The 25,591-nt window shown below is 69.4% G+C and carries 26 protein-coding genes, 1 tRNA gene and 1 other RNA gene; 16 read left to right on the top strand and 12 right to left on the bottom strand.

Annotation, left to right across the window (positions count from 1 at the left end):
* From C1737_RS21080 to ffs, 3 genes are all read right to left on the bottom strand, one after another.
* On the bottom strand, positions 1–1,827 hold the full coding sequence (locus C1737_RS21080; protein WP_102419380.1) for a DNA polymerase III subunits gamma/tau: 1,827 nt from the start codon (positions 1,825–1,827) through the stop codon (positions 1–3).
* Between the two features lie 222 nt (positions 1,828–2,049).
* Positions 2,050–3,342 (bottom strand): aminotransferase class I/II-fold pyridoxal phosphate-dependent enzyme, encoded by a 1,293-nt coding sequence (locus tag C1737_RS21075; RefSeq protein WP_102420053.1) that lies wholly within the window; start codon positions 3,340–3,342, stop codon positions 2,050–2,052.
* A 188-nt stretch (positions 3,343–3,530) separates the two neighbouring features.
* An RNA gene (ffs, locus tag C1737_RS21065) (signal recognition particle sRNA small type) lies at positions 3,531–3,625 on the bottom strand.
* 76 nt (positions 3,626–3,701) lie between these two features.
* On the opposite strand from ffs, the gene C1737_RS21060 reads away from it, so the two are divergent.
* Together C1737_RS21060 and C1737_RS21055 are read left to right on the top strand one after the other, a co-directional pair.
* Positions 3,702–3,787, top strand: a tRNA-Ser gene (locus C1737_RS21060).
* 92 nt (positions 3,788–3,879) lie between these two features.
* Entirely contained in the window at positions 3,880–4,674 is a 795-nt protein-coding gene (locus tag C1737_RS21055; protein WP_102419379.1) for a hypothetical protein, read from the top strand.
* Here C1737_RS21055 and C1737_RS21050 read toward each other — a convergent pair whose 3' ends face one another.
* Entirely contained in the window at positions 4,675–5,418 is a 744-nt protein-coding gene (locus C1737_RS21050; protein WP_102419378.1) for an enoyl-CoA hydratase/isomerase family protein, read from the bottom strand.
* 13 nt (positions 5,419–5,431) lie between these two features.
* Positions 5,432–5,812 (bottom strand): hypothetical protein, encoded by a 381-nt coding sequence (locus C1737_RS21045; RefSeq protein WP_102419377.1) that lies wholly within the window; start codon positions 5,810–5,812, stop codon positions 5,432–5,434.
* A 144-nt stretch (positions 5,813–5,956) separates the two neighbouring features.
* On the opposite strand from C1737_RS21045, the gene C1737_RS21040 reads away from it, so the two are divergent.
* The 3 genes from C1737_RS21040 (at position 5,957) to C1737_RS21030 (ending at position 9,578) form a co-directional block, all read left to right on the top strand.
* Positions 5,957–6,436, top strand: a complete 480-nt coding sequence (locus tag C1737_RS21040) for a lipoprotein LpqH (RefSeq protein WP_067919302.1) — start codon at positions 5,957–5,959, stop codon at positions 6,434–6,436.
* Positions 6,437–6,531: 95 nt separating this feature from the next.
* The gene (locus tag C1737_RS21035; RefSeq protein ID WP_102419376.1) at positions 6,532–8,229 is read left to right on the top strand and encodes a hypothetical protein; all 1,698 of its coding nucleotides are present in this window, start codon (positions 6,532–6,534) and stop codon (positions 8,227–8,229) included.
* Positions 8,220–9,578, top strand: coding sequence for a CHAT domain-containing protein (locus tag C1737_RS21030; protein WP_102420052.1), 1,359 nt, complete (start codon positions 8,220–8,222; stop codon positions 9,576–9,578). The genes C1737_RS21035 and C1737_RS21030 overlap by 10 nt, the downstream gene beginning before the upstream one ends.
* Positions 9,579–9,581: 3 nt before the next feature.
* On the opposite strand, the gene C1737_RS21025 is transcribed toward C1737_RS21030, so the two are convergent.
* Positions 9,582–9,920: a hypothetical protein gene (locus C1737_RS21025; RefSeq protein WP_067919287.1), complete on the bottom strand. Its 339-nt coding sequence runs from the start codon at positions 9,918–9,920 to the stop codon at positions 9,582–9,584.
* Between the two features lie 44 nt (positions 9,921–9,964).
* Here C1737_RS21025 and C1737_RS21020 point away from each other — a divergent pair, with 44 nt between their 5' ends.
* The 4 genes from C1737_RS21020 to C1737_RS21005 are packed head-to-tail and all read left to right on the top strand — an operon-like array spanning position 9,965 to position 14,149.
* On the top strand, positions 9,965–11,281 hold the full coding sequence (locus C1737_RS21020; protein WP_102419375.1) for a hypothetical protein: 1,317 nt from the start codon (positions 9,965–9,967) through the stop codon (positions 11,279–11,281).
* Complete coding sequence (locus C1737_RS21015; protein WP_102419374.1) at positions 11,278–12,417, top strand: hypothetical protein; 1,140 nt, start codon at positions 11,278–11,280, stop codon at positions 12,415–12,417. The genes C1737_RS21020 and C1737_RS21015 overlap by 4 nt, the downstream gene beginning before the upstream one ends.
* Before the next feature lie 29 nt (positions 12,418–12,446).
* Entirely contained in the window at positions 12,447–13,514 is a 1,068-nt protein-coding gene (locus tag C1737_RS21010; protein ID WP_067919281.1) for a dihydrodipicolinate reductase, read from the top strand.
* A complete protein-coding gene (locus tag C1737_RS21005; protein ID WP_082974876.1) occupies positions 13,511–14,149 on the top strand; it encodes a cutinase family protein in 639 nt (212 codons plus the stop codon). The genes C1737_RS21010 and C1737_RS21005 overlap by 4 nt, the downstream gene beginning before the upstream one ends.
* A 12-nt stretch (positions 14,150–14,161) precedes the next feature.
* On the opposite strand, the gene C1737_RS26940 is transcribed toward C1737_RS21005, so the two are convergent.
* On the bottom strand, positions 14,162–14,323 hold the full coding sequence (locus tag C1737_RS26940) for a hypothetical protein (protein WP_197509096.1): 162 nt from the start codon (positions 14,321–14,323) through the stop codon (positions 14,162–14,164).
* Between the two features lie 52 nt (positions 14,324–14,375).
* Here C1737_RS26940 and C1737_RS21000 point away from each other — a divergent pair, with 52 nt between their 5' ends.
* The 4 genes from C1737_RS21000 (at position 14,376) to C1737_RS20985 (ending at position 17,500) form a co-directional block, all read left to right on the top strand.
* Positions 14,376–14,549: a CsbD family protein gene (locus tag C1737_RS21000; protein WP_055403166.1), complete on the top strand. Its 174-nt coding sequence runs from the start codon at positions 14,376–14,378 to the stop codon at positions 14,547–14,549.
* A complete protein-coding gene (locus C1737_RS20995) occupies positions 14,546–15,253 on the top strand; it encodes a cutinase family protein (RefSeq protein ID WP_369807544.1) in 708 nt (235 codons plus the stop codon). Before C1737_RS21000 ends, C1737_RS20995 begins: the two co-directional genes overlap by 4 nt.
* Before the next feature lie 27 nt (positions 15,254–15,280).
* Entirely contained in the window at positions 15,281–16,264 is a 984-nt protein-coding gene (locus tag C1737_RS20990; RefSeq protein WP_067919277.1) for an NAD-dependent epimerase/dehydratase family protein, read from the top strand.
* 72 nt (positions 16,265–16,336) lie between these two features.
* Positions 16,337–17,500, top strand: a complete 1,164-nt coding sequence (locus C1737_RS20985) for a zinc-binding dehydrogenase (RefSeq protein ID WP_102419373.1) — start codon at positions 16,337–16,339, stop codon at positions 17,498–17,500.
* Here C1737_RS20985 and C1737_RS20980 read toward each other — a convergent pair.
* Positions 17,484–17,870: a PPOX class F420-dependent oxidoreductase gene (locus tag C1737_RS20980; protein WP_067919273.1), complete on the bottom strand. Its 387-nt coding sequence runs from the start codon at positions 17,868–17,870 to the stop codon at positions 17,484–17,486. The genes C1737_RS20985 and C1737_RS20980 overlap by 17 nt on opposite strands.
* Before the next feature lie 116 nt (positions 17,871–17,986).
* Here C1737_RS20980 and C1737_RS20975 point away from each other — a divergent pair, with 116 nt between their 5' ends.
* Positions 17,987–18,550: a TetR/AcrR family transcriptional regulator gene (locus C1737_RS20975; RefSeq protein ID WP_067919271.1), complete on the top strand. Its 564-nt coding sequence runs from the start codon at positions 17,987–17,989 to the stop codon at positions 18,548–18,550.
* Between the two features lies 1 nt (position 18,551).
* On the opposite strand, the gene C1737_RS20970 is transcribed toward C1737_RS20975, so the two are convergent.
* On the bottom strand, positions 18,552–19,754 hold the full coding sequence (locus C1737_RS20970) for a cytochrome P450 (RefSeq protein WP_102419372.1): 1,203 nt from the start codon (positions 19,752–19,754) through the stop codon (positions 18,552–18,554).
* A gap of 192 nt (positions 19,755–19,946) precedes the next feature.
* Here C1737_RS20970 and C1737_RS20965 point away from each other — a divergent pair, with 192 nt between their 5' ends.
* Positions 19,947–21,263, top strand: a complete 1,317-nt coding sequence (locus C1737_RS20965; protein ID WP_102419371.1) for a diaminopimelate decarboxylase — start codon at positions 19,947–19,949, stop codon at positions 21,261–21,263.
* Entirely contained in the window at positions 21,260–22,018 is a 759-nt protein-coding gene (locus C1737_RS20960; RefSeq protein WP_102419370.1) for a rhomboid-like protein, read from the top strand. Before C1737_RS20965 ends, C1737_RS20960 begins: the two co-directional genes overlap by 4 nt.
* On the opposite strand, the gene C1737_RS20955 is transcribed toward C1737_RS20960, so the two are convergent.
* The 3 genes from C1737_RS20955 to C1737_RS26930 form a co-directional block, all read right to left on the bottom strand.
* Positions 22,015–24,057 (bottom strand): glycoside hydrolase family 172 protein, encoded by a 2,043-nt coding sequence (locus tag C1737_RS20955; protein WP_102419369.1) that lies wholly within the window; start codon positions 24,055–24,057, stop codon positions 22,015–22,017. The two genes, C1737_RS20960 and C1737_RS20955, sit on opposite strands and share 4 nt — an antisense overlap.
* Positions 24,058–24,543: 486 nt before the next feature.
* Complete coding sequence (locus C1737_RS26935; RefSeq protein WP_199183019.1) at positions 24,544–24,732, bottom strand: hypothetical protein; 189 nt, start codon at positions 24,730–24,732, stop codon at positions 24,544–24,546.
* A 359-nt stretch (positions 24,733–25,091) separates the two neighbouring features.
* Positions 25,092–25,319 (bottom strand): hypothetical protein, encoded by a 228-nt coding sequence (locus C1737_RS26930; RefSeq protein ID WP_199183018.1) that lies wholly within the window; start codon positions 25,317–25,319, stop codon positions 25,092–25,094.
* Positions 25,320–25,591 lie beyond the last annotated feature (272 nt).

Genomic DNA, 25,591 nt, shown 5'->3' with positions numbered 1-25,591 from the left:
CTAGCCCCCGTCGATCCGGCGCGCGCCCAGCTCGTTCTGTAACAGCTCCAGCGCGACCTCCTCCGGATCGCGCCGCGGCCCCGACGCCTCCGTGCGTCCGGCCTCGGCGAGCATGTGTTCCTCTTCGTCGTCGCGCCGGGCCACGTCGGGCGCCGGCTCCTCGACCCGCGTGGGCGGGGGCGCCGCCTCGACGGGGGCGGCGGCGCCGCCCTCGCAGCGCACCCGCCAGTTGACGCCCAGCGCGTCCTTGAGCGCTTCGGCGATGACGTCGGCGTTGCGCTGTTCGCACAGCCGCTTGGCCAGCGGCGCCGACGAATGCGTCAACACCAGCGTGTTCTCCTCGAGGGCGCGGACGGTGGCACCCGCCAGCATGACCTCGGTGGTGCGGCTGCGCTGGCGCACCTTGTCGCGCACCGTGGGCCACATGGTTCGCACGGCGGCCGCATTGAGTTCGCCCGCGGCGGCGGCCGGTTCGGCGATCGGCGCGGCGGCCGGTTCGGGCGCCGGGGGCGCCGGGACCGGTTCGGGGACCGCCTCCGGCCTGGGAACGGGCGGAGCGGACCTGGGCGGGACGCGCTCCTTGGGCGGGGCCGGCTCCCTGCGCGGCCGCGCCGGCGTGGCCACCGCCGGGTGCGGCGGGTGCGCGGCGGCCGCCTCCGAGGCGGGGATGGACATGTCGAGGCGGGTCTCGATCCGCTCGACGCGCTGCAGCAGGGCCGACTCGGTGTCGCTGGCCGAGGGCAGCAGCAGCCGCGCGCAGACGACTTCGAGCAGCAGGCGGGGGGCCGTCGCGCCGCGCATCTCGCCGAGTCCGGCCTGCACGACCTCGGCGTAGCGGGTCAGGGTGGCCGGCCCCAGGCGGGTCGCCTGGTCACGCATGCGGTCGAGCACGTCCTCCGGCGCATCCACCACCCCGCGGCTGACCGCGTCGGGAACCGCCTGCATGAGAAGGAGGTCGCGGAACCGCTCCAGCAGGTCGGTGGCGAAGCGCCGCGGGTCGTGGCCGGAATCGATCACCGACTCCACCGCACTGAACAACGCGGCGGCGTCGCCCGCCGCGAGGGCGTCCACGGCATCGTCGATCAGCGCGACGTCGGTGGCGCCGAGCAGCCCGAGCGCCCGCGGGTACGTCACGTGGGCGCCCTCGGCACCCGCCAACAGCTGATCGAGCACCGACAGCGTGTCGCGCGGGGAGCCGCCGCCGGCGCGGATCACCAGGGGGAACACCGCGTCGTCGACCGCGACGCCCTCCTGCTCGCAGATCCGCCCGATCAGCGACCGCATGGTCTTCGGCGGCAGCAGCCGGAACGGGTAGTGGTGGGTGCGCGAGCGGATCGTCGGCAGCACCTTCTCCGGCTCGGTGGTGGCGAAGATGAAGATGAGGTGCTCGGGCGGCTCCTCCACGATCTTGAGCAGCGCGTTGAACCCCGCGGTGGTCACCATGTGCGCCTCGTCGATGATGAACACCCGGTAGCGCGACTGCGCCGGCGCGTAGAACGCGCGGTCCCGCAGCTCCCTCGTGTCGTCCACGCCGCCGTGGCTGGCTGCGTCCAGCTCCACCACGTCGATGCTGCCGGGGGCGTTCGGAGCCAGCGCCGTGCAGGACTCGCAGACGCCGCACGGGGTGGCCGTCGGCCCCTGGGCGCAGTTCAGCGACCGGGCCAGGATGCGCGCCGACGACGTCTTGCCGCAGCCGCGCGGACCGGAGAACAGGTAGGCGTGGTTGATCCGGCCGGCTTCCAGGGCGATCGACAGCGGCTCGGTGACGTGCTCCTGCCCCACCACCTCGGCGAAGGTTGCCGGTCGGTACTTGCGGTAGAGGGCCACGCTCAGCAGGCTACCGGCGCCGGCCGACCAGAGCTCGGCTGGCAGGGCCCGCTGTGGGGCACCTCCCGCTTGCGGGGAAACGTCGGACCGAAAACGTGGTGACTAAAGCGCGGCGGCTTTTGAGGGTGCATCAGCGGCTTCGAGTGTGCGGGCAAGGCTTTGGGCGTGCGTCCAGGGTGGGATTTCGCCAGATTCTCCGCCCTCAGCGCACACAGAAAGCCGTCAGCTCACGCTGGATGCGGCGGAGACGAGCAGCGACTCCGACGCCGCCAGCAGCGCGCAGGTGGCCAGCCCGTCGACCGCGTCGCGCAGGTCGGGCAGCGACGGGAAGGTGGGCGCGATCCGGATGTTCTTGTCCTCCGGGTCTTTTCGGTACGGGAAGGACGCTCCCGCCTCGGTCACGGCGATGCCGGCGTCCTTGGCCAGGGCCACGGTCCGGCGCGCCGTTCCGGGCAACACGTCGAGGCTGATGAAGTAACCGCCCTGAGGTTCGGTCCAGGACGCGATCTTGGAGTCGCTCAGCCGCTTGTCCAGGATGTCCAGCGCCAGCTCGAATTTCGGCGCCAGGATCTGCTGGTGACGCAGCATGTGCAGGCGCACCCCGTCGGCGTCGCGGAAGAAGCGCAGGTGCCGCAGCTGGTTGACCTTGTCCGGGCCGATCGACTTCTTCCCCGCGTATTGCAGGTACCACGCGATGTTGCCCAGCGAGCCGCCCAGGAAGCTCACGCCCGCACCGGCGAAGGTGATCTTGGAGGTGGACGCGAACACATAGGGCCGGTTGGGGTTGCCGGCCTTGGCCGCAAGCCCCAGCACGTCGATCTGGCGGATGAACTCGTGCGTCAGGGTGTGCACCGCGTACGCGTTGTCCCAGAACAGCCGGAAGTCGGGCGCCGCCGTGCGCATCTGGACCAGCCGGCGCACCGTCTCCCACGAGTAGGTGATGCCGGTGGGATTGCCGAAGACCGGCACGGACCACATGCCCTTGATGGCGGGGTCGACGGCGACCAGCTCCTCGATCAGGTCGACGTCGGGGCCGTCGGCCAGCATCGGCACCGGGATCATCTCGATGCCCATCGTCTCGGTGATCGCGAAGTGCCGGTCGTAGCCGGGAACGGGACACAGGAACTTGACGCTCGGTTCGTCCTTCCAGGGGCGCTGGGAGTCGACACCGCCGTAGAGCATCGAGAAGGCGACCAGGTCGTGCATCAACTCCAGGCTGGAGTTGTTGCCGGCGATCAGGTTGGGCACGCCGATGCCGAGCAGCTCGCCGAAGATGGCCCGCAGCTCGGGCAGCCCGTGCAGGCCGCCGTAGTTGCGGGTGTCGGTGCCCTCGCTGTCGCGGTAGTCCTCGCCGGGCAGGCTCAGCAGCTGGTTGGACAGGTCGAGCTGCTCCGGCGCGGGTTTGCCGCGGGTCAGGTCGAGGGCCAGCTTCTTGGCCTGCAGGTCGGCGTAGTCCTGCTGGTTGCGCGCGTGCAGGGCCGCCAACTCTTCGGGGCTGAGGGAATCGAAAGACACCACGGGCCCTTTCGCTGCTCATAGTGGCGATCGCGAGCGCGGCGGAGCCGGGCGCAGCGGGTCGCCACTGATCGAACCTAGTGCGATCGCAAGCGCGGCGGAGCCGGGCGCAGCGGGTCGCCACTGATCGAACCTAGTGCGATCGCAAGCGCGGCGGAGCCGGGCGAAGCGGGTCGCCACTCTATGGATATAGGGGACCCCGCGCACCCGACAGAGCCCATTGACCCTTGCTGCCTTCCGGCCCTGGGGGAGTTCACAGGATAGACGCCGCGCGGGGTCCATCGCGAGTGTAATACCCGGCGCGACGGTGCCGCCGAGCGCGTGGCGGCGGCTACGGCGGCCTCGGTTACCATGGCCACGGAGGATTCGCCTAGTGGCCTATGGCGCTCGCCTGGAACGCGGGTTGGGTTAACAGCCCTCGCGGGTTCAAATCCCGCATCCTCCGCAATTGGTCCGCCATGCGGACGTGCACGAATTGGTTGGGATTCGGGTTGGCCGCCTTTAGGCTGGCGTGAACTCACCAGCACGAGGAGGGGTATGGGGCGCAAGATCGCCGTGCCGTGGCACCTGCTGTTCTCCCTCGCTGCCGGCGCCCTCTACTTCTTCTTCGTGCTGCCCCGCTGGCCGGAGCTGATGGGTGACACCACGCGGACGTTGGGGACGGCGCTGCGGATCACGGCGGGTGCGCTGATCGCGCTGGCCGCCCTGCCGGTGGTGTTCAACCTGTTGCGGGTGCGCAAGCCGGAGCTGGGGACGCCGCAGATGGCGCTGAACCTCAGGGTCGCCTCGATCGTGTGCCACGTGCTGGCGGGCGTGCTGATCATCGGCACGGCGATCAGCGAGATCTGGCTGAGCCTGGACGCCGCCGGCCAGTATCTGTTCGCGATCTACGGCGCAGCCGCCGCGATCGCGCTGCTGGGATTCTTCGCGTTCTACCTGTCGTTCGTCGCCGAGTTGCCGCCGCCACCGCCGAAACCGATCAAGGCGAAGAAGCCCAAGAAGCGCCGGCGCCGCAACGAGGGCGACGAGGCAGAAGACGCCGAAGCCGAGGCCGCCGAGGAATCGGAGGCGGAAGAGGCGGAAGAGGCCGAGGAGCCTCAAGAGGCCGAGGCCGAAGAGCCGGAGGAGACCGAGACCGTCAAGGCCGAGGGCTCCGAAGCCGCGGAGGAAGAGCCGGCGGCCGCGCCGGCAGCGTCCCCCGCTGAGTCCGAGGACGCGGGAGCGGCACAGGCCGGGCTGCGCAACCGCCGCCCGACGGGCAAGGGCTCGCATCGGATGCGGCGGCGCACCCGGGGCGGCGTGGCCGTCGAAGACGCCGTCGACGAGGACTGATCAGCCGCGTCGCCGCAGTCGCTCGACGTAGGCGGCGATCCGGTGCAGCGTCTCCTCCGCGCCCCACATCCGGCGGACCTCGTCGTCGATAGCCCGGCCCTCGCGGATCCGCGCCATCGTCGGGGCCCGCAGCTGGGTTTTTGTCTGGCGGTACGCGCCGGCCGGGATGCCGGCGAGATCGGACGCCTCCGCCAGGGCCACCTCCACGAGGTCCTCGGTGACCACCCGGTGGGCGAGCCCGCGGGCCACGGCGTCGGGCCCCCGGTAGCTGAGCCCGCCCAGCAGCACTTCCTCGGCGGCGTCGCCGCAGGCGTAGCGCATCACCTCGAGCGCGGCGACCGGGAAGGGCACCCCGACGCGCACCTCGGCCGCCCCGATCTGCGCCTGCGGGCCGATCAGGCGGCGGTCGCAGGCACACGCGAGCACGCATCCCCCGGCGATGGCGGCGCCGTTGATCGCGGCGACGGTCGGGCCCGGGTAGGCGAACATCGCCTCGAACGCCGCAGACAGCGCCGGGACCAGCCGATCGGTATAGCCGGAGCCGCCCTCCACCACCCGGTTGAGGTCGACGCCCGCGCTGAACGCCCGGCCGGCTCCGGTGACGACCAGCGCGCCGGCGTCCGAACGCCCCAAGTCACGCACCGCCAGGGTCAGCTCGTCGAGCAGTTCAACGTCCTGGGCGTTGACGGGACCCGACGACAGGGTCAGCACCTGAACGGTTCCCACCGTCTTGACGTCGATCATGGTCGCCTCCCGGTCAGCGGCTCACGGCCGCGATGACGACCGGGATGTCGGTGTTCTCGTCGGTGTGATAGCTCGCGCACACGCGGTGGTAGCCGTCGGCGATCTGCAGCGGGACACCGGTCGTGAAGTCCCCGCGCACCAGCAGGATGGGCGACAGCGGTTGACCCTTCTCGATTTTGGTCAGGTCGGCGGCGACGTGGGGGTTGTCGGGCGGCAACAGTCCCAACTGCGCCGCGCGCAGGATGTCTTTGGCCTTCCTGTGCGTGACCGTTCCGGCCTTCAGCTTCTTGAGCACCTTCTTGACGGTGTTCGCGTCCGCGAGCATGGTGAGGTAGTCGGCCGCCGCCGGAAAGTCATGGGCCTCAGGCTTTTCCAGCCACTTCACGCTCAGCATCGCGTGTCTCCCTTCCTCAGCGCCGACCTCGACGCAGCCTACCGGCTCGGTGCCGCCGAATTTGGGATCGGTAGCGAATCCAACGTCCTGTACTTGCGCCATGGCGACGCCATCGGGGCGGCGCATGAAGGAAGGGAACCGGAAGTGAAACGTCTTCTCGCGGCTGCGATTGGGACACTGGGCGCCGCATCGGTGCTGGTGGGGTGCTCCAGCGGTGGCCACACGACCAGCCCGGCATCCAGCACGGCCCCCAGCGTCGCCCACGGCGGCGGCGCCCAGGTCAAGGTCGGCGGCGCCGACCTGGCGGGCCTGGACCCGGCCTCGGTGACGTGCGTCCGGACGGGCGGAAAGATCGACATCGGCAGCGGTTCCGGCGGCGGGCGGCAGGCGCTGGCGGTCGTGATGACCGACGAGGCCACCCCGAAGGTCGAGTCGCTGGCGATGGTCGTCGACGGCAACGCCCTGTCGGTCAGCAACAACATGGGCGCGAAGGTCGGTTCGGCCGACGTGGCGGTGGACGGTAAGACCTACACCATCACGGGCCAGGCGCAGGGCGCCGACCTGAAGAACCCGATGGCCGGAATGATCACCAAGGACTTCAACATCAAGGTGACCTGCGGCTGATGGTTGCGGCCGGGCGGCGGACGTCCCTGAACCACGCGTCCGCCGCTCGCCGCTTTCGCATGTCGGGACGACATCGGCGGACTTATGATGCAGCCGTGTCGATCCCCGAGGAGTTGGACAACGCGCGCCGCCTGGCGTTCGCGTCCGACGAAGCCGGGGCCCGCGACCTGTTGCTGTCCCTGATTCCGCGCATACAGCGGGAGGACCGCGGCGATCTGATGCTGGAAGTCCTCGCCCAGCTGGGCGAGATCTACCTCGGCCGCGGCGCGAATGACGGGGTGCGCGAATCCATTCGGCGCATCGAGGACTGCGTGGCGATCTACGCGGGCATGCCCGGCGACGCCGGCATCGCGCAGATGATCCGGCGGTACTCGCGGCGGGCTCGGTTCCTGCAAGCCGGCCTGGCCGCGGCGATCGGGGACCACGAGGGCGCGGCGGCCGCGCTGGCGGTGCTGAATGACGAATCCGACACGGACTTTCCGTCGCTGGCGGACGAACACGCGCGACTGCGCATCCATGCGGCGGTATTGTGCGCGACCGCGCTGTGCGACGACGACCTGCATGTCCGGTCGGTCCCGCTGTGGGACAACGTGGTTCGCGCCCTCGAAGACCATGCCGGCAAGGGTGAGGCCGCGGACCACGTTCGGGTGGTCGCCGGCATCGGCTACGGCAGGTTCTGCGTCGAGACCGGCCGGCTGTCGGAGGCCGATCCCTGGTTACGGCGCGCGGAAGCCCGCGCCCAGGCCAACGGTTGGGCACTGTCCACGGCGCGAGCGCAGTTGGAGCGGGCGACGGCGTGCTGGGCGGCGAGCGACCACGCCGGCACCGAGCGGCTGGTGTCGGAGGCCTACCCCGTGATCGCCCGCCACGCCCGCGCGCACGACGTCGCCCGCTGCTGGCTGTACCTTGGCCTCGCCCGGCTGGGGGCGGGGGCGCTGGAGGCCGCCGACGAGTGCTGGGAGCACGCCGAACGGCACTGGCGGGAATTGGGAAAGCCGCTGTACCTGCACCGTATCTTGTTGCAGCGCAGCTGGATCGCGATCTTCTGGGGCCGCTTCGCCGACGCGGTCGAACTGATCGCCCAGGCCCGCGAACTGCTCGACTCGTCGCCGCGCAGCAGCTGGCTGCAGTACGCGCTGCTGGACAACCAGCTGGGCACGGTGTGGCGCGCGGACGCGTTGGCGGACCTGGGTTTCGACAGTTCGGGCGATCCCGACGAGACGCTGCAGGAGACCGAGGCGCGGCAGGCGCAGGGACTCGGCATCCTGCACGGCGAGATCGGCACCGAAAAGTATTGGCGCGGCATGGCCAAACTGCAGCAGGCCGCCGAACTCAAGGTGCCGGCGGCCCTCGCGGTCGACTCGGTGCGGTATTCGATCGCCGACGCCGACGCGCGATCACGATGGGCGCGCAGCATCGCGGCGCCGGTCCTGGCCGGCGCCTTCGCCGTCGCCTGGGAATGGGAGAACACCGAACTGATCAGTGAGCTGGTCGAATACCACAGCGCGCGAGGGACGTTCGGTACGGGCGCCGAGCGGCCACAGTCCGGCGAATGGGCTTCGACGGCCACGGCACCAATCCCCGTCGACACCGAGCTGGAGCCGGGCCCGGCGCTGGCGGCGGCCGGCTCGTCGCCTCCCGGTGGCGCATCGCTGACCCGCCTCGGGCCGCTGCCGCCGTTGCGCATGCAGCCCGACGCCGGGCCGATCCTGAGCCACTATCGCGCGCTCGCGCAGCAGCGCTATGGCCGCGACGTCACGGCGGCCGAGCCCGCCTGGTCGACCTGGCCGTGAGCGCCGGCCGGACCACCCTGATCCTGCGGTACGCCGACGTGGGGATCGCCACCTACGCCAGCTTGCGGATCGTCGGGCAGCCGTCGCGAACCGTCAACTGGGTCATCGAAGAGCCGCTGCTGCTCGCCGCGCTGGAAGAGCTGGCGAACGCCTTGCCGGAGCCGCACGGCTCCGAGGACCGGCGGGACGCGATCGAACGCGCCCTGACCACCGGTCCGTTCGCGGCGGCGGAGGCCGAGCTGACGCTCGCCTACATCCTCGGGGTGTTGCTGATCGGCGCCCCCGGCTGGCAGCTGCTGACCGAGTGCGTCGCCACGCCGCGGGCGGTGCTGTTCGTCTCGCCCACCGCGCGGCTGGCGCGGATCCCGTGGGGGCTGCTGGCGCTGCCCAAATCGGGGCCCGGCAAGGAGGAACTGGTGCGCGCCCGTCAGGAGGCGATCACCGCCAGCGGCCGCGCCGCGGCCCGGATCCCCTGGCAGCTCGCCGACATCGCTCAGCACACCGACGGCCACCGGCTGATGGAAATGGTCGACGTCCTGATGGCGGTGCCGCCGAACATCGTCCATTCACCGCGCGTCCCGGCGGCGTGGGACGCCAGGAAGGCCGGCCCCCCGCTGCTGGTCCTCGACCCCCGGGTGCCGGGGCAGCGCCCGGACTCCGCGCTGGGTTCGGTGCTCGGCAGGCCGTCCCCCGAGACCCCGTTGGCGCGGCACTTCACCGAGTTGCTTCGGCACCGGCCCGTGCTGCCGGTGATTGAATCCCCGGCCGCCGCCATCGACCTGTTCCGCCGCCGGGACGCCGATCGCACGTGGCTGGCCAAGCTGCTCGCCCAGGCCCCGAGCCGGCTGCTCTACGTCGGGCACGCGAGTTCAGCCGACGGCCAGGCGGATCGCGCCGCGCTGCACCTCGCCGATACCGCAGAGGTCCCCGGCGACGCCGACCCGATCGGTGATCACCGCCCCCTGACCGCCTCGGATTTGATGGCCCTGCAACTGCCGATGCCGCCGCGGGTGGCCCTGCTCGCGTGCGGGTCGGGCGGGGACTATCGATTCGACGAGGCCACCGGGCTGGTGGCGGCGATGATCCTGGGCGGCGCACAGCTGGTGACGGCCACCCTCTGGTCGCTGCCCACCACCGCCGCGTATCGCCAATTCGCCCAGGCGGCCGCCGATCCGATGGCCGACATCGTGGCCGCCGTGGACCGCGCCCACGACGCCGAGACCGACGCCGGCTGCGCGGTGAACCGCTGGCAGCGCGACCGGATGCGGCGCTGGCGCGACGGCGACGCGACGGCCAGCCCGCTGTACTGGGCCGCGGTGGTCAGTTTCGCCGTGGACGGCGCGCGCTAGTGCTCACCGCGACCCCACGAACGCCGCGTGCACCGCCAGCACGTCGTCGGGCAACGAAAGCTCTTCGCGCGCAGCGGGATCGAACGCCACCAGGACGACCAGGCCGGGGCGCAGCATCGACACATCGAAATCCTCACCGCAGCGCGCCAACTTGCCGATGAACGTCTCCCCGGACACCGCGACCACCTCGATGAACACCTGACGCGCGACCGTGCGGACCGTGCCGACCCCGACCGCGGCGTCCGCCGCGCCCCGGGTCCGCGGACGGCCGAGCCGGTGCACCAGTGCCAACAGCTTCTTCATGCGCCCAGGGTGGGACGGCCGGCAGGCTACCGAACCCAAGTTTTCCGCTGCCGCGCTTCGCGCGATGCCCCTATTCTGTGCAGATGAGCGCGGATTCGCAGCTGGCCGTCGCGGTCGGCCAGCCTCGCCGGTCGGTGATCGACGCGGCCTGGCGGGCGATCGGCCCCGGCGTGGAGGTGCTCAGCAGCGACGACGGCGGGCCGTTGACCCGCACCGTCAAACGCATCATCGATCCGCTGGTGCTTCGGCTGCGCTCGAACCCGCAATACTCCGCCCCCGTCGTCGCGCCCGAGACCGCCGCGGCCATGCGTGACCTGATTGTCGCCAGTGCCGACGAATTACGTTCGGCCGCAGCATGGTTCGAGGTTCTCAAACAGGAGCGCCGCAGGCAACGCATCCGCAGCGGAAACGCCCAGGAACTGTACTTCCCCGTGTGCTTCGAGCTCGCGGTGACGAAAGGCCTACCGGCACCGCAGGATCGCGAGACGGCGGCCGCGGTTCTGGCCGACATTCACCAGGGTCGCGACCGCACCGCGATCGAGGTGCTGCACCGGTACGTGGCCGATCCCGAAGCGGTCGCCAAGCTGGCCGACCAGCTCGACCGCAGCTGGCGCGACGTGCGGGCCGCCGGTGACACCGTCATCGAGCCGTTCCTGGCGGAGCTGGCCACCGTGCTCGGACCGGCCAACAGCCACCGCACCGCGACGGCCCGGCAACGCGTCTGGTCGGCGATGATCGCCGACGCCACCCCGTACAACCTGGGGGCGTTGGCCCGGGTCCAGGCGGCGGAGCTGCCGTGGTCAATCGTGGGTCTGGGCTTGAGTGCGGTTGCACCGCAACGGCCCCCGCAGGTGGTCGGCGGCGCCGACGGCGACCGCCCGCTGGACCGCAGCGTGGTGGACCGGGTGCGTGCGACGTTGCGCCGCGCGCTGGACCGCGACGCGCTGCCCGATATCCCCTTGCTGTGCGAGGAGGAGGTCGACCGGGCCTGCGCGCCGTGGGGGTTGCTGGCCGAGGACAAGCAGGCCACTCTCGTGGCGGGCATCGAGGTCGCGGTCGAGCTGGCCCCGCTGGACCCGTCCGCCGCCGGCCGCTATGCCCTGGCGGCGCAGATCCAGGCGCGGCTGCGCAAGGAGGCCTATGTGCTGCACGCCCGGCGCTACCTCGCCGAGGGCGGCCCGATCCATCCGCGCCAACGGCAGGTGGTCGACGACCTCGCCGCGTACGCGCAGCCCTACCTGAGCCGGCTGTGGGCGCGGCTGCACGGCCGCGACGTGTGGCAGGAGCCCTGCGACGACGTCGATGACGTGCGGTCGCTGCTCGAGGGCGTGGCGCGGTCGGTGAGCCTCGATCACCGGCAGCGGATCAAGGCGATGCTGGAACTGCAGGTGGCCGGATGAGATTGGTCGCCGATTCGGGGCTGTGGAGCACCGGACCCGCCAGCGAGGCCACGCCGCTGGCCGCGGTGCTGGAGGTCAGTGGCGCGGTGCTGTCGTGGACCCTGGACGCACCGGGCGAGCCCGACGGCGCCGCCACGCACATCACGTTCACCGATGTCGGCCGCGCCGACTGGCTTTGGCGGGTGGTCGGCGAATCCGGCCATGTCGCGCTGGCTTCCGCGGTGGCGTCGGCGGACGAACCGCGCGGCGTCGACCTCGCCGGCGTGGACATCCTGCCGGGCTCGCTGGAGACGCTCCGCAGGCTGGCCGTCGGCCATTGGCTGCGGCGCTGGTGGCCGGCCAGCCGGCACGAGGGCATCGTCGGGCTGGACCGCGCACTGTTGGACCTCGAGGTCGCGGTGCTGACCGCGGGCGCGCAGGGCTTCTTCGCCGACGACACCTTCGATTCCGATGTCGCGGACCTGCTGGCGCCGCACGCCGCCGCCCTGGCCGGGCATGCCGCGGAAGGCGACCCGCGGGCGCTGGACCTGATCCGGGCCGGCGCCGCGCTGGCCGACGAGGTCGGGGTGGACGGCCCCGGCTGGCCCGAACTGTCTGCCGCCCTTGATGATTCGGAGCCGTTTTGGGTGCCGTCGAGCGGACGCCGAGACGACTACGCCTTGGCCGCCGGCGCGGGCGCGGGCCCGCGCGCCGCGGCCCCGATCGCCGACGGCGTCGCGTCCGTCAACTGGGGTGGCGTTCCGCCAGGCATCTTCGACGCCGGCGAGGACACCGTCGACTGGACGGTGGAGGCGGCCGGAACGGAGGTCGTCGCCCGCGTGCGGGTGGCGGTCATCGGCCCGGACGCGCCCACCGGCGTCGCGGTGCGGCTGACCTCCGGGAGCATCTCCGGCGCGGGCGCGCTGGACGCCGGCGGCCGCGCGACCCTCGCCCTGGCCGACGGCACCCAACGTCCGCTCACGGAATCGGCGGCATGGAACCACGATTGGTCGGCGACGTCGGTCCTTGTCGGGGCCGTGACGATGGAGTCGGCCGAAACCCGGGAGCGCGTGCGGCGCTGGGCGCGGGCACGGCTGGACCGGCCGGCCGTCGACGCCTACCTCGCCGAGATCCTGGCCGCCGAATCCGCCTACTAACGGCGGCACCCATTCCCTATGCTGAGCGAGTGCCAAACACCTATCGAGTGGTTCAGTGGAACACCGGCAACGTCGGCAAGAGTTCGCTGAAGTCGGTCGTCGCCAACCCCACGCTGGAACTGGTGGGCTGCTATGCGTGGTCGGCCGAGAAGGTCGGCCGCGACGCCGGCGACCTTGTCGGGATCGCGCCGCTGGGCGTGGCGGCCACCAACGACGTCGGCGCGCTGCTCGCGCTGAAACCCGACTGCGTGGTCTACAACCCGATGTGGATCGACGTCGACGAGCTGGTCCGCATCCTGTCCGCGGGCGTCAACGTGGTGACGACGGCGTCCTTCATCACCGGGGGCAACCTCGGCGACGGGCGGGACAAGATCGCTCAGGCCTGCGAGAAGGGCGGCGCCACCATCTTCGGGTCCGGGGTGAGCCCGGGTTTCGCCGAGCTGCTGGCCATCGTGTCGGCGATGGTGTGCAACCGGATCGACAAGGTCACGGTCAACGAGGCCGCCGACACCACGTTCTACGACTCACCGGAGACCGAGAGGCCGGTGGGCTTCGGGCAGCCGATCGACCACCCGGGGCTGCAGGCGATGGCGGCGAAGGGCACGGCCATCTTCGGCGAGGCCGTCCGGCTGGTGGGCGACGCGCTGGGCGTCGAACTCGACGACGTCAAGTGCGTGGCCGAGTTCGCCCAGACCACGGCCGACCTCGAGATGGCGTCCTGGACCATCCCCGCCGGGTGCGTGGCGGGGGTGTACATCAGCTGGCAGGGCATCGTCGGCGACACCACCCTGATCGACCTGAACGTCCGGTGGCGCAAGGGCCAGACGCTCGAGCCCGACTGGAAGATCGACCAGGACGGCTGGGTCATCCAGATCGACGGGCAGCCGACGGTCACCACCAAGGTCGGCTTCCTGCCGCCGCCTTACTTCGAGGCCACCACGATCGAGGAGTTCATGGACCTCGGCCACATCATGACCGCGATGCCCGCGATCAACGCGATCCCGGCCGTTGTCGCCGCGCCGCCGGGCATCGTCACCTACACCGACCTTCCGCTGACGCTGCCCCGTGGGAACGCCTGTGTCAGCATGAAGCGATGAGTGTGAAGCGCATCGTCGTTGCCGTTGTGGCCGTGGCGAGTTGGGTGGTGCTGGGCGGGGCGCTCAACAACCCGGCCGCTCATGCCGACCCCTGCCCCGCCGTCGAGGTGGCGTTCGCCCGCGGCACCGGCCAGCCCCCGGGGGTCGGCAGTGTGGGCCAGGCGTTCATCGACTCACTCGGGTCCCAGATTTCCGGGCGTTCGATGGGTGTCTACCCGGTCAACTACCCCGCGACCGAGGCCTTCGCCGCGAGTGCCCAGAACGGTGCCGACGACCTGGTTGCCCACGTACAGGACATGATCGGTCGCTGCCCCAACACCCGAATGGTGCTTGGCGGGTTTTCGCAGGGTGCCGGCGTGATCGACTTGGCCACGCCGGCCATGCCACCCCGGGCGGTCGACCACGTCGCGGCGATCGCCGTCTTCGGCAACCCGACAAGCGCCCTCGCGAATCGGTTGTCCGGCACCGTGTTCCCGCCGATCGCCCCGCCGTACGCCGCGAAGACCGTCGACATGTGCGCCGCCGGCGACCCGGCGTGCTCGGATGGCTCCAACATCAACGTCTTCGCCCACGCCTCGTACGTGCAGTCCGGCATGACGACCCAGGCCGCGAACTTGGTCGCCGCGCGATTGTAGGGCGGCCCGCCCCTAGCCGGGCGGCTCCGGGGGCTCGGGTCCCGGCGGTGGCGCGGTCGGCGAGTCCCTCAGGTACCTGCGCAGCCGCAGCAGCTGGTTGATCACCATGCCGATGCCGAGCAGCATCAGCCCCACCACCACTGCCACCACGATCGCGGCGCTCACAACCACCATGATGGCAGGCTCGGGGTTTCAACTGCTCCCTTTGCTGGGTAGCCACACCGGCATGAGTAACGAGGACAAGCTGAAGAACAAGATCGAGGACCTGGGCGGCCGGGCCAAGGAGGCCATCGGCAAGGCGACCGGGGACCACGAAACCAGGGACGAGGGCCGGGCGGACCAGGCGAAGTCCAGCCTGAAGGACGCCGGCGAAAAGGTGAAAGACGCCTTCAAGAAGTGAGCAAGCTTGCCCCGCTGCGTCGGCTGCCTGCGCTCGTCGGACTGGCGGCGCTGGCGGCCGGCGCGCTGGTCTCCAGTGCGCCGAGTCCGTCCGCGTCCGCGGACCCGTGTCCCGATGTCGAGGTGGTGTTCGCCCGCGGATCGGGTGAGCCGCCCGGTGTCGGCGGCATCGGCGGGTCCTTCGTCGACGCGCTGCGCTCGCAGATCGGCTCCCGATCGTTGAGCGTCTACGCGGTCAATTACCCGGCCAGCACGGACTTTTCGAACCCCAACTTCCCGCAGACGGTCGTCGACGGCATCCGTGACGCCAGTTCGCACGTCGAGGCCACCGCCAAGAACTGTCCCAACACCCGCGAGGTGCTCGGCGGGTATTCGCAGGGCGCGGCGTTGGCCGGTTACGTCACCTCGGCGGCCGTACCGTCGGGCGTGCCGGCGTCCGCCGTGCCGTCACCGATGCCGCCCGACGTGGCTAACCACGTCGCCGCGGTCACCCTGTTCGGGACGCCGTCGGGCGACTTCCTGCAGAAGTACCACGCCCCGCCGCTGGCCATCGGCCCGCTGTATCAGCCGAAGACCCTGGAGCTGTGCGCCCAGGGCGATCCGGTGTGCGGCACCGGCACCGGGAACGACTTCGCCGCGCACGTGTCCTACGGCGTGAACGGCATGACCGGCCAGGCCGCCAACTTCGCCTCCAGTCACCTGTAGGCCGGACGGCCCTGCAAAGATCGCACCATGCGCGTTCTGATCACAGGCGGTACGGGATTCGTCGGCGGGTGGACGGCAAAGGCCATCGCCGACGCGGGGCACTCCATCCGGTTCCTGGTGCGCAACCCCGGCAAGCTGCAGACTTCGGTGGCCAAACTGGGCGTCGACGTGTCCGACTTCGCCGTCGCCGACATCACCGACCGGATGGCGGTGCGCGAGGCGCTGGACGGCTGTGAAGCCGTCGTGCACAGCGCCGCCCTGGTCGCCACCGACCCGCGCCAGACCACCCAGATGCTCACCACCAACATGCAGGGCGCGCAGAACGTCCTCGGCCAGTCGGTGGAGCTGGGCCTGGATCCGATCATCCACGTGTCGAGTTTCAGCGCGCTCTTTCATGCCGGCCTGGAAGAGCTGTCGGCGGACCTGCCGGTCGTCGGTGGGGCGGACGGGTACGGCACGTCCAAGGCGCAGGTCGAGATCTATGCCCGCGGCCTGCAGGATGCGGGTGCGCCCGTGAACATCACCTACCCCGGCATGGTCATCGGCCCACCGGTGGGTGACCAGTTCGGCGAGGCCGGCGAGGGCGTCAAGGCCGCCCTGCAGATGCACGTGATCCCGGGTCGGAGCGGGGCCTGGTTGATCGTCGACGTCCGCGATTTGGCGGCGTTGCACGCGGCGCTGCTGGAGCCCGGCCACGGCCCGCGCCGCTACATGGCGGGCGGCCATCGCGTTCCGGCGGCGGAGTTGGCGAAGATGCTCGGCGAGGTGTCCGGGTCGGCGATGGTCTCGGTCCCGATTCCCGATACCGCCCTGCGCGTCGCCGGCGCGGTGATGGATCGCGCCAGCCGTTTCGTACCCTTCGATACGCCCTTCACCTGGGCCGGGATGCAGTACTACACGCAGATGCCGGCGTCCGACGATTCACCGAGCGAACGCGAACTCGGCATCAAGTACCGGGATCCACAAGAGACCCTGGCCGACACGTACGAAGCCCTTCGCGCGCTGAGCTGAGCGGGCGCCTCGCGGCTGAAAGAGCCGGCACCCGCGGGTCCGAATTCGACCACCGTGTAGGAGGATCGACGGATGAAGAGCGTGACCTGCACCAACGCAAAGCTCGAAGTAGTCGACGCCCCGACGCCGACCCCCACCAAGGGGCAGCTGTTGGTCGAAGTCCTCAGGTGTGGCATCTGCGGATCCGACCTACACGCTCGTCACCACTGCGACGAACTCGCCGACGTCATGGCCGAATCCGGCTACGACGCGTTCATGCGATCGGACCAGCACGTCGTCTTCGGTCACGAATTCTGCGGCGAGGTATTGGATTACGGGCCGGGCACGCGCAAGGCCCCGCGACCCGGCACCCGGGTCGTGGCCCTGCCGCTGCTGCGGCGCGGCAAAGAGGTGCACGGGATCGGGCTGTCGACCATGGCACCCGGGGCCTACGCCGAACAGCTCCTCGTCGAGCAGTCGCTGACGTTCGCGGTGCCGAACGGGTTGTCCCCGCAGATCGCCGCGCTGACCGAGCCGATGGCCGTCGCGTGGCATGCCGTCCGACGCGGCGAGGTGAAGAAGGGGGACGTGGCGATCGTGATCGGCTGCGGGCCAATCGGTCTGGCCGTGATCTGCATGCTCAAGGCGCACGGCGTGCGCACGGTGATCGCCAGTGACTTCTCTGCGGGCAGGCGCGCGCTGGCGACGGCCTGCGGCGCCGACATCGTCGTCGACCCCGCACACGACTCGCCCTACGCGACCCGGGCCGGCCGCAAACATCTGCAAGGGATTCTGGAGGCGTTCGACCTCGCAGTCGGCACGATCGAGAAACTGCAACGGCTGCGGCTGCCGTGGTGGCACGTGTGGCGCGCCGCCGAGGCCGCCGGCGCAGCAACCCCCAAGCACCCGGTCATCTTCGAATGCGTCGGTGTCCCAGGCATCATCGACGGCATCATCGCCGGCGCACCGCTGTTCTCGCGCGTCGTCGTCGTGGGTGTGTGCATGGGCGCCGACCACATTCGGCCCGCGATGGCGATCAACAAGGAGATCGACCTGCGGTTCGTGCTCGGCTACACCCCTCTCGAGTTCCGCGACACCCTGCACATGCTGGCCGACGGCAAGGTCGACGTCACACCGCTGATCACCGGGACGGTCGGGTTGTCCGGCGTCGAAGCCGCGTTCGATGCGCTCGGCGATCCCGAGGCGCACGCGAAGATCTTGATCGATCCCAAGAGCGACGCTAGCCAGCCGGTCTGATCTCGAGCCCCACGTGGACCTTGTCGATGCCGCCCCGGACGATCGAGTGCGCATAGAACCACCAGGCGTGGTACCAGTAGCGCCTGAGCACGGCGTTGTAGACCCGCCGCGTCTCGGCCTTCGGCAGCACCCGGGCGACGCCCTCGACCTCTTCGCTCTTGGGTTTCCCCAACGCGGCGCTCTTGGCGATCGTCACCCGGGGCGTGTTGTTGATCCGCCTGGTCTTCCACGACCCGTCGTCGGTGATGACCAGCAGTTTGTCGCCCTCGGGCACGCCCCAGATCGGCGTGGGCTTGGGGCGGCCGTCCTTGGTGAACGTCGTCAGCAGCAGGTACTTGGATTGGATGACGTCGGAGAAACTGGGAGCCATGGAAGATATTGTTCCTTCACTTTCTGAACGGTTCCCGTGAACCATTCCCCGCACCTCAATCCTCTAACCAACAGCCTTTGTTGATTCTTGGCGACCGCCCAAATTAGGGTCCGGTGATGGCCAGGGACTCGACGACCCGGGACCTGCTGATCGACGCGACGGTTCACGTCATGGTCGAGGAGGGGTACGCTGCGGCGACCTCACGCCGAGTGGCCGCCCAAGCCGGGGTCAAAGCCGCGCTGGTGCACTACTACTTCCCCACGATGGATGAGCTCTACCTCGACGTCTTCAGGCGCGGGGCGGCCGCTTACCTCGATCGCCAGAAGGCGGCGCTCGCGTCCGACCGCCCCCTGCACGCCCTGTGGGACACCCTCGTCGCACCCAAGGATGCCCGGTTGCTGCAGGAATTCATGGGACTTGCCAACCACCGCAAAAAGATCCGCGCCGAGATCGCGGCCTGGTTCCAGCGGTGGCGCGACATGCAGATCGCCGCGCTGGACGAGATCGTCCGCGAGAACGGCCTCGACGCAGCCGAATTCCCGCCGGCGGGTCTCGCGGTGGTCATCGCCGCGATCGGCCGCACCGTCATCTTGGAGGATTCCCTCGGTGCCACGCGCGGTCACGCCGATGCCATCGCGCTGGTCAACCGACTCATCGACCGATACGAGGCGCCCGCCTGACTCAGGGCAGCACCACCTGTAGCCGCTCCCAGCCCCTGACCGTCGACGTCGGCGCCAATCTCGCGGTCTCGTAGTCGATTCCCCATTCCGGCCATCGGTTGAGGATTTCGTCCAGCGCGACACGGCCCTCGAGGCGGGCGAGGTTGGCGCCGAGGCAGTAGTGCACGCCCTTCCCGAACGTGATGTGCGAGATGTTGTCACGACGGATGTCGTAGGTGTCCGGATCGGTGTAGCGGCGGTGGTCGCGGTTTGCGGCACCGAATAGCAGCAGCATGGCACTACCGGCCGGAACCGTGGTGCCGTAACACTCGAAATCCTTTGCCATCCAACGGGCCACGTGCGGTCCCGTCGGTTCGAATCGCAGCGTCTCGTCGACCGTGCGGGTCAGCAGCGACCGATCTTCGTAGACCGCGCGCCGCTGGTCGGGATGCTCGGCGAGCACCTTGGCCAGCCAGCCGATCAGCCGGCCCGTCGTCTCGTTGCCCGCCCCGGCGACCACCTGCGTGTAGTGCAGCACCTCCTTGCGGGTCAGCTTCCGGTGCACACCGTGCTCGTCGTCGAACTCGACGTTGAGCAGCGTCGTCATCAGGTCGTCGGAGGGATTCTTGGACCGCCATTCCACGTAGTCGGCGTAGATCCGGCCGTCGGCGATCGAGTCGGCGTCGGCGACCTTCAACGGTGCACCCGGTTTGGTGCGCAGGTTGGCTTCGTTGGCGTCGCGCACCGAAACCTGCTCGGACTCGGGGATTCCCAACAGCATGCCGATCACCCGCATCGGCATCATCGAGGCCAGCTCGGCAATGATGTCGAAGCCCCCGGAACCGACCAGCGGATCCAGACACCGCACGCAGTATTGGCGAATCTGGTCCTCGAGCGCGGCCATCCGGCGCGGGGTGAACACGCGCGACATCAGCCCGCGCAACCTGGTGTGCTCCGGCGGATCCTGGAACATCATCACCCCGCCGGGCATGTCGAACTTCGACTGGATGAGCTCGAGGATGTCGCTGCGCTTGTTGGAGAACGTCTCCCAGTCGGCCAGCGCCCGCTCGACGTCGGAATACCGTGACAGCGCCCAGAAGTCGTAGCGCTCGTTGTAGTAGATCGGCGCCTCTTCGCGCAGCCGCGCGTAGGTCGGGTACGGGTCGGCGATGATTCCGGTGTCATAGGGGTCGTAGTAGACGTCCGTGCCGCTGGTGGCCGTCATTTCACCTCCACTTTGGGCGATCGCCCAAATCCATGACGCACCCATGTCTAGCAGCGCGAAGCCTGGCAGTCAAGACGCCGCCGCGCCCCGACCTCACGCCCAGTGTTCCGAATCTGTGAAGATTTGCCCCCCGGGTGTGAAAGCTTCGTTAAGAGCGCGGCACGCCCGCGATCCGACCGGCACCGTGGAGGGATGACGCTCTTCGAGCTGCTGCCATCGCTGAGGCACGGGCTGAACCCGCACCTCGATCGTGCGGTGTGGCCGCTGAGCGCCTACGTCGACGACCGGGGCCGGCTGTGCGTGGGCGACGTGGCCGCCGACGATATCGCCGCCGAGTTCGGCACCCCTACCTACGTGGTGGATGAGGAGGACTTCCGGGCCCGCATCCGCTGCTACCGCGCGACGCTCCCCGACGCCGAGCTGATCTACGCGGGCAGGGCGCTGTTGAGCGTCGACGTCGCACGCTGGGCCGCGGACGAAGGGGCCGGCGTGAATGTGTGCTCGGCCGGCGAGCTGGCCACCGCGCTGGCCGCCGACGTCCCGCCGGCACAGATCATCCTGGACGGCGTGATCACCGCGGCCGAGCTCTACGACGCGGTCGCCGCCGGCGTCGGACGGATCGTCATCGACACCCCCAGCGAGGTCTCGCTGCTCGCCTGCCGGGTGCGTCAGCCTCAGCGTGTCCTGGTCGGTGTCATCCCCGATGTGGGGGCCATCGACCAGAAATTCGGGTTCGCACTGTCGGGAGGCCAGGCTGCGGGCGCCCTCAGGCGCGTCCTGGACCAGCCGTGGCTGAACCTGGTGGGGCTGCACTGCCGGCTGGGGTCACAGCTCACCGACGCCTCGCACTACGGTGAAGCGATTCGCCAGATGATCGGCGTGATGGCCGAGGTCCGCGACCGCCATCAAGTCGTGCTCACCGAACTCAACCTCGGCGGCGGACACGCGGTCCCCTACCTTTCCGGTGACCCGGAGCTCAACCTCCGCTCGCTTGCGGCCACCATCGGGGCTGCACTGGAATCCGCCTGCGCGGAGCACGAATTCCCGCGCCCGACGATCGTGATCGAACCGGGCCGGGCTATCGCCGCGCGGGCCGGGATGATGCTGTGCCGCGTGATCGCCGTCAAACGCCAGCCGGGCGGGCACACCTTCGTCGCGGTGGACGGCGGCACCGGCGACATTCACAGCCCCGAGCGGCCCGACACGAAATACACGGTGGGATTGGCCAATCGGCACGTGCCGACCGCGACCGCACCCGTCACCGTCGTGGGCCGGCATGGCGACGGCGACGAGATCGCCCGCGACGTCGAGTTGCCCGCGGACGTCCGGCCCGGAGACCTGCTGGCGGTGGCCTGCACCGGCGCCTATCAGCACTCGACGGAGTCGAGTCGCAGCCTGGTGGGCCGCCCGCCGCTGGTCGCGGTCTCCGGCGGCCGGTCCCGCGAGCTGGTGCGCCGGGAAACCGTGGCCGACCTCCTGGCCCGCGACCGCGGCTGGAACGGCCGATGACGGTATCCGACACCCCCGGTCGGCTGCGCGCCGACCGGTTGCGGGTCACGGCGGCATACGCCGTCCTGCTGCTCGCCGTCTCGGTGACCCTGACGGCCCTGGGTTCACACACCCGCGCCACGGTCGTCAGCGAGATGAGCACCAACCTGCACAACCTGGCGCACGGCCACCTGGGCACCTTGGTCGGGAGCGCATTCGTCAGCGACGGCGGTGACGTCTATCTCTGGTTGCCGGGGCTGGTGTGCTTGCTGGCGCTGGGCGAACTCATCTGGCACGGCCGGGGTTTGCTGATCACCTTCGCGGTCGGCCACATCGGCGCCACCTTGATCCTCGCGGTCGGGCTGGTCGCCGCGGTCGAGACCGGTTTGCTGCCGTTCTCGGTTGCGCGCGCCACCGACGTGGGGATCAGCTACGGCGCGGCATGCGTGCTGGGCGCCTTGACCGCGTCGATCCCGTTGCGCTGGCGGGCGGCCTGGGTGGGGTGGTGGCTCGGCATCGCGATGGTGGCGACTTTCGACGCGGACTTCACCGCGTTCGGTCACGTCCTGGCACTGCTGCTGGGCATGGGCCTGTCGTTCCGGCTGCCGTCGATCACGCGGTGGACGCCCCCGCACGCGGCGTTGCTCGCCGTCGGCGCCACGTTCGGCTATTTCGTGCTGTCGGGGTGGTCGTCGCTGGTGGCCCCCGTCGGCGGTGTGACGGGCGTGGTGATGGCACTCCTTGCCACCCGGGTGATGCGGTCCGCCGCCGTCTAGCCGGTTGAACCGGACAGTGTTTCGACCTCATAGCGGCTCGCCGTCCAGGGCGGGGAGTCGGGCGCAGGCGTCAGGGTGACCGTCAGTTGCGCTTTGCCCGCAGTTTCCGCGGGCGGCAACAGGTAGGTGTCGTCGAGCCAGCGGTGAAAAGCGTTGGCGCGCGGCTGCAGCCAGGTGCCGACCGGGACGCCGTCGATGGCGACGTCCGCCGATTGGAAGCCGTCGGCCTGATCCGACGTACGGCGCAACAGGATGCCGCGGTTGCCCGGGTCGGTGTCGACGTGGAACGTGATCGCGGCGCTGGTGGCGCGGACCGACCCGATGACCGGATGGGTGTCTTCGGCGCCCTCGTACTCGCTGATCAGCAACCGGTCCGATGCGTCGGCGTCGGCGTAGCCGTGCAGCAGCCGGCTGACCGGATCACCCGGGCGGACGTCGTCGCCGGGCGCGAGAGTCTCATTCGGTTGGGCGTAGAGGAAAGCGGTTGAGCTGTAGTCGGGTTGGACCATGTTCCGCTTTCCGTGCTCGATGCCGAAGCGGATCGCGGAGTGGTAGTCGATGGCGTCGGCCAGCATGAGCCGATAGACGGCGACGCAGTAGTCCGCGCAGCCGCCGGTGGCCGTGCGCCGATCGGGTTGTCCGGTGAGCGGGTCGCTGAAGCGGGTCCCGTCCTTGAAATACCAGCCGCCCTCGTAGAGGTCCTCGGTCCCGGTGCCATACCACTGGGGCGACGCGGCACCGTCGGTGTACACGCGCTCGGCTCCTTCGAGAAAGTACGGGGCGGCATCGCTGAACGCGGTCTTGATCCGGAAGCCGCGAATGGTGTGGCTGACACCCACGAATTTCCCGTGGCCTCGTTCTTCGGCGAAGAGCCAATCCTGGCCGGGGATGGTCGGCGCGGCATGCGAGCGAGCGGTGAAGTAGCCGGCGCGTCCGGCGGCCAGCGCGGACGCCCACCGGGCGTCGGGGGCGATCGTCACGTCGCTCTCGATCCCGCCTACCGGGTCGTCGGTGGTGTTCACGAGGGTGATGCGGACGTCGTGGGCAAATGGCATCGGCCACCACGCGTACAACGACAACGATCCGCCAGGATCGGAGACCGCGGCGAACATCAGCGATCGCACGCTATCGACGCCCAGTCCGGCGCCGAAGAACTCGCCGAGTGGGGAGTCGACGGTGGTCCGGCCATCGAACTCCATCTGCAGCCGTAGGCCGCTCAGGAGTTGGTCCGTGGGTTCGGGGAGTTGCAGGTGTACCGCCGAAACGCTGCCCGGGCCTGCCATTTCCGCGATCGTCACCCCTGCGCCGCCAGGAGGCGCGACTGTCCGCTTGTCGTGAGCGGCGGCGGGGCCGGCCGGCTTCGGATCGACCGTGCCCGCGTCGCGCAGCGTGGCGAGCACGTCGAGCGCGCGATCGGAGGGCGAGAAGGTGGCGACGCCTGCTGGTGTCGAGAACTGCCGGTAATCGACGTGATAGTACTCGAGATTCGATGTCACGCTGATGCGCATCGACTGCCGGTAGGGCATCGGCACCTTGATGTACACCCCACCTGGCGACTGAGTCGCGTTGGCCACCAAGGGCCATTCGAAGGGCGCACCCAGCGCGCCGTTGACGACCGCTTGCAGGGGAGCGTCCACTACCGTGCGCCCGTCCAGTTCGATGCGAATGTTTCCTATCCTGGTCACCTTGCCTGCGTCGCGGGTGAGCCAGATCGAATCCACCTCGCCGGCACCGCGGTCTTCCGCGATGACGCAGCCGGCACCGCCGTCGGCCAAACACCCGCCCGTGCCGTTGCGATTTCCGGTGGAGAGGTCGAAATCGCCGCCGCTGCGATCAAAGCTCGAAACCTGCAAGGCTTGGGTGTCGCTGCGCAAGTAAGGCAACAGATCGAGCCGGCGGTAGGTGTCCCAGCCGGTCAGCCGGTCACCGGCGCCGGTGCCGACCGGCTCGGCCGGTGCTTGCGCCGCCGCGGTGACGCCGACGGCTGCCGACAGCGCCAAGGCCGACACCACGCACCACGCACGAGTTGCGACCTGCACAGCGACAAAGCTTACTTTTCCCGGTCGGGTTGACCGTATTTGGAATCTCACTCCGGATCGCTGCGCCGTGGCGCTCACATGAAATGCATTCAAGCTATTGAGGTTAGGCAAAGCGAATCCGCGAGCGCGGCCGCAAGACACATACCGAGAGACGTCGCTCGCGTTATTTTCAAGACCTATAGTACGTGTCTCGGCTCTGGCGAACACGTTTCGCGCTTCGTAAGGGGGCTTTTAGATCCGGGTTGGATGGTCCGACCACCGATGGCAGACCCCGTTGTCCGCGTGGAGGTTTGCCGAGAAATGAATGCTAAGTACGCTAAAAGCCGCCCGCCGCGGCGGATTTGACCCCCGGGCGCGGGCCGGTTCAGCCGAGGCTCCGCGCCGCATCAAACTGCTGACACGTGGATCGCCGGAAATTTGGTGAATCCGATCGTGTTCCGCATTGCGCTCACGTAATATTGCTCACCTCGGGCGTACATCTTCCCTCTAACGGATGGAGTGGTTCATGTCACGCATGAAGTACAAGATTGCCCTCGGCCTGATGCTGGCCGCCACAGCGTTGGCCAGCTCCGGTTGCACGATCCCGCTGACTATCGACTGCAGCACTGCTTCCACCGGAATTACCTGCTCGCCGTAGACCTGGCCGGCGGCCGTCGGGGGTTGCGCGACTGGCACGCCCTACTTGGCATGGTCCGCTCTTAGACCTGCCCAGAGGTAACGCAGTTGCCTAAGCGTGCCAGTCAGCGTACCCGAGGTGCCACCGCGTGGGTTTGTGAAGATGCTTGGTAATCAAGCATTTTCCGCATCGGCAGGGCACCCGGCTTGTTGGTTGCCGTCCTGCTGCGGATAGGCGTAGGTGCTATTGGCGCACACATTCGAGCGTCCGCTCGCCGAGCCGAGCGGGCTCGTCGGTCACTGTGACGAATCTTCTCCAGCCTTGTGGCACAAGGGAATCCAGCCTGCGACGTTTCAGAAATAGCCGTCGCGCCGTCAAACAGTTGACGCAGATTGCCTCAATTTTGTTGAATCCCACATCATTCCGCGTTGTACTCACGTACTATGACTTTCCTCGGGCGAAACATTTCTTCATCGGCGAACGGAGTGTTCATGTCTCGTTTGAAGTACAAAGTCGTTCTCGGCGTGGTCCTGGGCTTCACCGCATTGGCAAGCTCCGGATGTACGCTGCCCACCATCTCGTGCACCAGCACCGGCACCTCAATCAGCTGCACGCCGTAGAACTGGCCGCAAGGGCGGCCAGTCACACGGCCGCCCGGTCGTGATCCACTGCTTGCATCGGGTTACCAGTTCACGTACGGTTGGCCGCCGTTGCGCTCTCGCCGTAGCGGCGGCCAACCGTCCCAGCGCGGCCCTAATACGTTGAAGTGACTTGTACCTCAAGCCTTCTCGATGGCCGGTATTCGGTTCTCGGCTGCGTCCGCGCGACGCGGGATGCCGGCGGTCCGGGCACTACCGCTGGTCACGCTGGCAGGGAACCTCCACAATCTGCCCCGATGGGTCTCGCCAGAGCAGGCAG

The sequence above is a fragment of the Mycobacterium sp. 4858 genome (genome assembly GCF_900240975.1).
Classification (GTDB): domain Bacteria; phylum Actinomycetota; class Actinomycetes; order Mycobacteriales; family Mycobacteriaceae; genus Mycobacterium.
This window is presented reverse-complemented; position numbering and strand designations above follow the sequence as displayed.

What these genes read in the sequence shown, in the direction of transcription:
- C1737_RS21055 (WP_102419379.1), top strand. Translation starts at nt 3,880, where the DNA reads ATGGGGCGCAAGATCGCCGTGCCGTGGCACCTGCTGTTCTCCCTCGCT.
- C1737_RS21050 (WP_102419378.1), bottom strand. Translation starts at nt 5,418, where the DNA reads ATGATCGACGTCAAGACGGTGGGAACCGTTCAGGTGCTGACCCTGTCG.
- C1737_RS21045 (WP_102419377.1), bottom strand. Translation starts at nt 5,812, where the DNA reads ATGCTGAGCGTGAAGTGGCTGGAAAAGCCTGAGGCCCATGACTTTCCG.
- C1737_RS21020 (WP_102419375.1), top strand. Translation starts at nt 9,965, where the DNA reads ATGAGCGCGGATTCGCAGCTGGCCGTCGCGGTCGGCCAGCCTCGCCGG.
- C1737_RS21015 (WP_102419374.1), top strand. Translation starts at nt 11,278, where the DNA reads ATGAGATTGGTCGCCGATTCGGGGCTGTGGAGCACCGGACCCGCCAGC.
- C1737_RS21005 (WP_082974876.1), top strand. Translation starts at nt 13,511, where the DNA reads ATGAGTGTGAAGCGCATCGTCGTTGCCGTTGTGGCCGTGGCGAGTTGG.
- C1737_RS26940 (WP_197509096.1), bottom strand. Translation starts at nt 14,323, where the DNA reads ATGGTGGTTGTGAGCGCCGCGATCGTGGTGGCAGTGGTGGTGGGGCTG.
- C1737_RS21000 (WP_055403166.1), top strand. Translation starts at nt 14,376, where the DNA reads ATGAGTAACGAGGACAAGCTGAAGAACAAGATCGAGGACCTGGGCGGC.
- C1737_RS20990 (WP_067919277.1), top strand. Translation starts at nt 15,281, where the DNA reads ATGCGCGTTCTGATCACAGGCGGTACGGGATTCGTCGGCGGGTGGACG.
- C1737_RS20985 (WP_102419373.1), top strand. Translation starts at nt 16,337, where the DNA reads ATGAAGAGCGTGACCTGCACCAACGCAAAGCTCGAAGTAGTCGACGCC.
- C1737_RS20980 (WP_067919273.1), bottom strand. Translation starts at nt 17,870, where the DNA reads ATGGCTCCCAGTTTCTCCGACGTCATCCAATCCAAGTACCTGCTGCTG.
- C1737_RS20975 (WP_067919271.1), top strand. Translation starts at nt 17,987, where the DNA reads ATGGCCAGGGACTCGACGACCCGGGACCTGCTGATCGACGCGACGGTT.
- C1737_RS20970 (WP_102419372.1), bottom strand. Translation starts at nt 19,754, where the DNA reads ATGACGGCCACCAGCGGCACGGACGTCTACTACGACCCCTATGACACC.
- C1737_RS20965 (WP_102419371.1), top strand. Translation starts at nt 19,947, where the DNA reads ATGACGCTCTTCGAGCTGCTGCCATCGCTGAGGCACGGGCTGAACCCG.
- C1737_RS20960 (WP_102419370.1), top strand. Translation starts at nt 21,260, where the DNA reads ATGACGGTATCCGACACCCCCGGTCGGCTGCGCGCCGACCGGTTGCGG.